This window comes from Rhodococcus sp. NPDC057014 (genome assembly GCF_042673295.1).
Taxonomy (GTDB): Bacteria; Actinomycetota; Actinomycetes; order Mycobacteriales; family Mycobacteriaceae; genus Rhodococcus_F.
This window is the reverse complement of the sequence record NZ_JBHUSF010000387.1, coordinates 1-7,647: the sequence shown is the minus strand read 5'-3', so window position 1 is coordinate 7,647 and position 7,647 is coordinate 1. Positions and strand designations below refer to the sequence as shown.

General features: G+C 71.9%; 1 protein-coding gene. It reads right to left on the bottom strand.

The genetic code is table 11. The annotated features are described in order from the left end of the window. The coding region (locus ACFTZB_RS40385) for an amino acid adenylation domain-containing protein (RefSeq protein WP_378440758.1) at positions 1–7,596 on the bottom strand (7,596 nt) is incomplete at its 3' end. Positions 7,597–7,647: the final 51 nt, after the last annotated feature.

Here is a 7,647-nt window from a genome sequence, read left to right as displayed (position 1 = left end):
GTCCGGTTCCGGCAGCGCCTTCCGGTCCACCTTGCCGTTCGCGGTGACGGGGAACGCCCCGACCACGACGACCGCGGCGGGCACCATGTAGTCGGGCAGACGCTCCGCGACCACGGAACGCACCACGGCCGGGTCGAGCGCGCCGTCCACGGTCACGTAGCCGACGAGACGGCGCACACCCCGAACGTCGGTGTGCGCGACCGCGACCGCGTCGCGGACACCCGCCACGGCGGCGAGCGCCGATTCCACTTCACCGAGTTCGACCCGGAACCCGCGGATCTTCACCTGATCGTCTGCGCGCCCGACGTATTCGAGTCCGAGACCGGACGTTGCCCAGCGCACCACGTCACCCGTGCGGTACATGCGCTCCCCCGCGGCGCCGAACGGATCGGGCACGAAACGACCCGACGTGAGGTCGGGCCTGCCGAGGTAGCCGCGCGCCACGCCGTTGCCGGCCAGGTAGAGCTCACCGGCGACGCCGGCGGGCACCGGCCGCAGCAACCGGTCCAGCACATACGCGGTCCCACCGTGGACCGGCCTGCCGAGCACCGGCTCCTCGGCGTCGGCGGCCTTCGCGATCAGCGCGTCGACGGTGCACTCGGTGGGCCCGTACAGGTTGAACGCCCGGCCTGCCGTGACGTCGCGCAGTGTCCGCCAGAGCGCCGGGTTGACCGCCTCGCCGCCGAATCCGACGGTGGCCGGAACGTGTTCGTGCTCGTACAGCCCGGCAGCCACCATCCGGTCGAGGAACGACGGTGTGACCTCGAGGAAGTCGAGGCCCCGCTCGATCACCTCGCGGACCATCAGGTCCGGATCACGCATGGTCTCCTCGTCGAACACGTGCACGGTGTGACCGTCGAGCAGCCACAGCGTCGGCTGCCACGAGGCGTCGAAGCTGAACGACCACGCGTGCCCGACACCGATGCCGTCGCGACCGGCCGCGGCCACCGTCGGGAGGTACAGCGACTGCCGGTGGCTGTGGAAGAGGTTGAGCAGGTTGGCATGTGTGATCGACACGCCCTTCGGCACCCCGGTGGACCCGGACGTGTAGATCACGTACACGGTGTTGGCGCCGCGCAGCGGGGATTGTCGGTCGCTGTCCGTGACGGGGGTGTGCGGCAGTGCGGCGAGGCGCTCCTGCACGGACGGGTCGTCCAGCATCACGAGTTCGGCCCCGGAGTACGACAGGATCTCGCCGAGTTCCCCGGCGACGGCCGCGGTGCTCAGGACCACGGTGGGCCGCGCATCCGACACCATGTGCGCGAGCCGGTCCGCGGGGTACGCCGGGTCCATCGGCACGTACGCGCCGCCGGCGGAGATGACCGCGAAGACGGCGACGACCATGTCGGTGGTCCGCGGCAGCGCCAGCCCCACCTTCGACTCCGGGCCCACCCCCGCGTCGATCAGCAGTCGGGCCAGCCGCGCCGTCCGCGCGCCGAGGTCCGCGAACGTCAGCGTGTCGTCGCCGCAGACCACGGCTGTGGTGTCCGGTGTGCGGTCGACCTGCGCGGCGAACAGGTCCGCGATCGTCGAGACACCGGACGGGGGCGCGGGTTCCGTGACCGCCCACTCGCCGAGCACCCGGGTCCGCTCGGACGGGGACAGCACGTCGATGCGCGTGATCGGCAGCGACCGGTCCGCGACGAGCTGTTCGAGGATGCGCACCAGCCGTTCACCGAGCAGGGTGGCCTCGTCGTTCGTGAACAGGGCCGGCTGGTATTCCAGCATCAGATCGAGTTCGCCTTCGAGCCCGGCGACGAGGACGAGCGGGAAGTTGGTGGCGTCCTGCCCCTCCGAGTGCGACACCCGGATACCGCCGGACCGCTGCGCCGCCTCCAGCGCCTCGGTGTCCACCGGGTAGCTCTCGAACACGATGAGACTGTCGAACATCTCGCCGATACCGACGCTGCGCTGGATGTCGGACAACCCCACGTACTGGTGGTCCATGACGCGGTTCTGCTCGCCCTGCACCCGCCGCAGGAACTCGTCGACCGTCTCCTGCGGGCGGACGCCGACTCGTACCGGCACCGTGTTGATGAACAACCCGACCATCGACTCGATGCCGGTCACATCCGGCACGCGTCCCGAGACGATGGCGCCGAACACCACGTCGGGGCGGTTCAGCACCGAACCGAGCAACAGACCCCACGCGGCCTGCACGGCGGTGTTGACGGTGATGCCGAGTCTCCGGCTGAGTTCGAGCAGCCCGCCCGACAACCCCTCGGGCACGGAAACGGTGATCTCACCGGGGATCTGCGGGTCGAGGGACGAACCGGCCGCGGCCAGCAGGGTGGGTTCCTCGACCCCGGCGAGGGCTTCCGTCCACACCGCCAGAGCGCGCTCGGTGTCCTGCCCCTTCAGCCACGTCAGGTAGTCGGAGTAGGGGCGGACCGGCCGCAGCACCGACGGATCGGCCGCCGCGCCGTACAGCTGGATCAATTCCTGGATCAGCAGGGGCGTCGACCACCCGTCGAGCAGGAGGTGGTGGGCGGTGAAGACCAGCCGGTACCGGGTCTCGCCCACCCGGACGAGTGTGAAGCGCAGCAACGGCGCCGCGTGCGGGTCGAAACGCCGATTCCGGTCGTCGTCCAGCAGGGCGGACCACTCCGTGGCGGCGTCCTCCGCAGGCAGCCGGTGCAGGTCGGTCTCCTGCCAGGGCAGGATCGCCTCGCGCAGGACGACGCCGATCGGTTCGCCGGCGGCACTGATCCGGAACCCGGTGCGCAGGTTGGCGTGCCGCGCCACGAGTGCCTCCGCCGACCGGCGCAGGACCGCGGTGTCGAGCGCGCCCTCGATGTCCAGGACGGTGCGCATCGTGTAGACGTCCACACCGCTGGTGTCGAGTCCGGACAGGAAGAACATGCCCTGCTGCAGTGGGGTCAGCGGGACGACGTCCTCGAGTGCCGCGCCGACGGTGTCCCGTGCCTCGTGTTCGAGGGCGACGAGTTCGGTGAGCGGCAGGGTGTCGTGGGTGAGGTCGGACGGGGTGAGCCCGCCCGCGGCCGGGTGCCCGGCATGCCGGGCGAGCGCGGTGAGCGCCTCGACCCACACGTCGGCGATGCGGGTGGCGTCCTCCGCGCCGAGCACGGCGTCCGCCGCAGTGAACACGCAGCTGAGGACGGGGCCGTCCGCGGTGTCCTCGGTGATCGCGTTGACGTCGAGTACGTGGTCGAGGGGGGTGCCCGGGTCGACGGAGCCGCCCAGCGCAGCGGCCTCGGGAGCCCCGGACCAGGCGCCGTCGGTGTTCTCTCCCAGCGTCATTCGGCCGAGGTAGTTGAACATCACGGACGGCGGCCGGTAGCCGTCGAAGCGGGCGGAGTACTCCGGGTTGAGCCGGGCGAGCAACCCGAACCCGATGCCGTTGTCCGGCACGGACCGCAGCGATTCCTTCACCCGGCGCAGGGCGAGTCCGGCGGCGGGCCCGCCCGCGAGGACGTCGCCGAGGTCCAGGGACTGCAGGTCGAGCGCCACCGGGTACAGCGACGTGAACCAGCCGACGGTGCGGGAGATGTCCGCGCCCGGCACCACCTGTTCCTCACGGCCGTGGCCCTCGAGGTCCACGCGGACCAGCGTCCCTCCGCGCACGGACGCCACCGCCACGGCCAGCGCGGTGAGCAGCACGTCGTTGACGCCGGCACGGAACGCGGCCGGCACGGTGGTGAGCACCTGCGCGGTCACGTCCGTGGGAACGTGCACCTCCACCGATCGGGCGGAGGAGACGGTGTCGCGGTCGCGGTCCAGCGGCCGGTGCCCCAGTGCGGGTTCGCCGGCGTTCACCGCGGCCTCCCACACCGGCCAGCCGGCGGTGACCCGGTCGGACGCCGCGGCCTCGACGAGTCCGGTCGCCCAGCCGCGGAACGACGTCCCGGCGGGTTCGAGCGCTGCCGGTCGGCCGGCCGCGATCTGCCGGGCCGCCGCCGCGAGGTCCGGCACCAGGATCCGCCACGACACCCCGTCGACCACCAGGTGATGGACGGCGGCGAAGACCCGGCCCTGCCTGCCCGGTCCGAAGTCGAAGAACACCACCTGCAGCATCACACCGGCCGCCGGGTCCAGCGACGCGTAGGCCCGCTCCCGCTCGGCCTCGAACACGGCCTGCCAGGCGTCCGGGCCGTCATCCGGCACCGCGACGCGGCGTACCGGATTCGGCCCCTCATCAGCCGAATCCGGGACCGTCCAGCGCGGCGTCCCGTCCGACACGGTGAACCGCGACCGCAGCAGCGGGTGCGTCGCGAGAAGCGCCCGCACGGCGCCCGCCAGGACGGGTTCGGTCAGTCCGGCCGGCGCGAGCAGCAACCGGGCCTGCGCGAAGCGGTCCAGATTCCCGCCCTGCCGCAGGGCTTCCCACACGATCGGCGTCACCGGCACGTCCCCCTCGGCGGGCACGGCGACCGTGTCCAGGGTCTCGACGTCCGACTCGGCGTCCACGGCCGCGGCGAGCCGCTCCGCGGTCCGCAGCTCGAAGACCTGTCTTGCCGTCACCCGGATGTCGTCGCGGCGCGCCCGCGACACGAGCTGGATGGACACGATGGAATCGCCTCCGAGAGCGAAGAAGTCGTCCTCGACGCCCACCCGGTCGAGTCCGAGCACCTCGGCGAACACCGCGCACAGGGCGGCCTCGGTGTCGGTACGCGGCTCGCCCGACCCGGCCAGCGCACCGAAGTCCGGCTGCGGCAGCGCCTTCCGGTCGACCTTCCCGTTCGCGGTCACGGGAAGCGCATCCAGGACGGTCACGACTGCGGGAATCATGTAGTCCGGCAGTCGTTCCCCGGCCGCGGATCGCACCGCCGACGCCGACAGCGCCTCGTCGACGGTGACGTAGCCGACGAGTCGGCGTACGTCCCGGTCGTCGGTGTGCGCGACCACGACGGCGTCCCGCACTCCCGGGACCGCGGCGAGCGCCGATTCCACCTCGCCGAGTTCCACCCGGAAACCGCGGATCTTCACCTGATCGTCGCCGCGACCGACGTAGTCGAGAACACCGGACCCGGTCCACCGCACCACGTCTCCCGTGCGGTACATGCGCTGTCCCGGGGCACTGAACGGGTCGGGGACGAACCGTCCCGATGTCAGATCGGTCCGGCCGAGGTATCCGCGGGCCACGCCGGCGCCGGCCACGTACAGCTCGCCGGCCACACCGGGAGGGACGGGGCGCAGCCACCCGTCGAGCACGTACGCCGACGTCCCCGGCGTCGGGCCGCCGATGACCACCGCCGCGCCGGAGATCCGGGCGAACGCCGCGTCGACGGTGCATTCGGTGGGGCCGTAGAAGTTGAAGGCCTCGACGCCGTCGGTGCCCGCCAGCCTCTCCCACAGTGCCGGCGTGACGGCCTCGCCGCCCACCGTGACCTTCGCCGGCCGGTGGGCTGCCGCGGGATCGAGAAGCCCTTCGTCGAGAAGCTGATTCATCAGAACCGGCACGCTGTCGACGTAGTCGATGCGGTGCGACCGCACGTAGTCGACGACGAATGCGGTGTCCGATCGCCGCTCCTCCGGGAGGATGTGGAGGGCGTGTCCCTCGAACAGCCACGTCAGCGCGGCCACGGACGAGTCGAACGCGAACGGATACGTCAGCAGCACCCGCCACGGATCGGTGCGGTCGGGCGACGGCCGCATCGTCGTCGCGCGCTGCGCGCCGTGCAGATCCAGCAGGTTCGCGTGGGTGACGGCGACGCCCTTGGGCAGCCCCGTCGAACCCGACGTGTAGATGACGTAGGCCGCATTGTCGGTGTGCAACCGGGTGCGGCGTTCGGACTCGGTCACGGGGCCGGCGGACAGCGCGGCGAGTTCGGCCGCGACCTCCGGGGCGTCGAGCACCACGACGCGGACGCCGTCCAGCACCGCGGCGAGCCGCTGCGACACGGCCACCGTGGTCACCACGACCGTCGGCGCCGAATCGGACACCATGTGCGAGAGCCGGTCCACCGGGTACGACGGGTCGAGCGGCACGTACGCGCCGCCGGCGGAGAGGACCGCGGCAATCGCGACGACCGTCTCCGCGGACCGCGGCAGCGCCAGACCCACCCGCGACTCGGGCCCCACACCCGCGGCGATCAGCAGACGCGCGAGACGCGCGGATTCCGACGCCAGGCCGGCGAAGGACAGGGAGGTGTCGCCGTGCACGACGGCCGTGCCGTGCGGGGTGCGCGACGTCTGCTCGGACAGCAGGTCGGCGACGGTCGGGAAGCCGGATTCGACGGCGGGTTTCGCCACGGCCCATTCGCCGAGGACGAGTTCGCGTTCGGTGGCCGTCAGTGCCGCGATCGACGCGGCGCGTGCGCTGCCACCGGCGGCGAGCGCCTCCAGAATGTGCAGCAGCCGGGCGCCGATCCGTTCGGCGTCCGCGTCGCCGAACAGCGTCGGCCGGTAGTCGAGAATCAGTTTCAGCGTCTCGGCGACACCCGCGGTGAGGACCAGCGGGTAGTTGGTGCCGTCGTGGCCGTCGACGCCGGCGATGGACACGCCGCCGTCGCGCTGGGCGCGCTCGAGGGCGTCGCGGTCGACGGGGTAGCTCTCGAAGATCGTCAGCGTGTCGAACAGCTCGCCGAGTCCGGTGTCGCGCTGGATGTCCGAGAGTCCGACGTACTGGTGGTCGAGGGTGCGGGCCTGCCCCTGCTGCACTCGCTGCAGCAGGTCGCGCACCGTCTCGGCGGCGTCGAGGCGCACCCGCACGGGCACGGTGTTGATGAACAGCCCGACCATCGATTCGACGCCCGCCAACTCGGGCGGACGTCCGGAGACGGTGGCGCCGAACACGATGTCGTCGCGGCCGAGCAGCCCGGACAGCAGCAGCGCCCAACCGGTCTGGAGCACGGTGTTGAGGGTGACCCCGCTCGTGCGGGCGACGTCGGCGAGCGCGTCGCCGAGGCCGGCGGGGACGTCGAGTTCGAGTGCCCGGGCGTCGGTGGTGACGCGGGTCGAGCCCGGTGGGGTGAGCAGGCACGGTTCGTCCAGCCCTGCCAGGGTTTCCTGCCACAGTGCCCGGGCGCGGTCGTGGTCCTGCCGCCCGAGCCAGGCCAGGTAGTCGCTGTACTTGCGCACGGCGGGAAGACCGGTCGCGGTGCCGCCCGCCGCGTAGATCTCGAGCAGTTCCCGCACCAGGATCGGTGTGGACCAGCCGTCGACCACGATGTGGTGCGCGGTGAAGAGGAGCCGGACGGTGTCGGGGGCGAGTCGCACGAGCAGCCACCGGACCAGCGGCGGGTTGGCGAGATCGAACCAGGTCCGGAGGTCGTCGGCCAGCAGGTCGGCGATCCGCCGTTCCTGTTCCGCGGAGTCGTATTCCGTGAGGTCGACGGTCCGCCACGGCACCTCCACCGCCCGGACGACGAGTCCCGCGTGGCGCCCGTCCTTGCGGGGCCGGAAGCACGTGCGCATCACCGCGTGCCGGTCGAGGAGCGCCTGCGCGGACGCCCGCATCCGCTCGTCGTCGACCGGTCCGTCCAGCCGGATCACCGATTGCACCGTGTACACATCGGGTTCCGCACTGCCCGTGTCGTCCCCGTCGTCCGGTGCGGCGACGGTGCTGAGGAACAGCAGGCCCTGCTGGAGTGGCGAGAGCGGAACGATGTCTTCGAGCGCAGAAGTGCGGGTCATCTCAGTTTTCCGGTTCGGGTGGACCGCCGCGAGCGGACGGGCGGGGTGGAT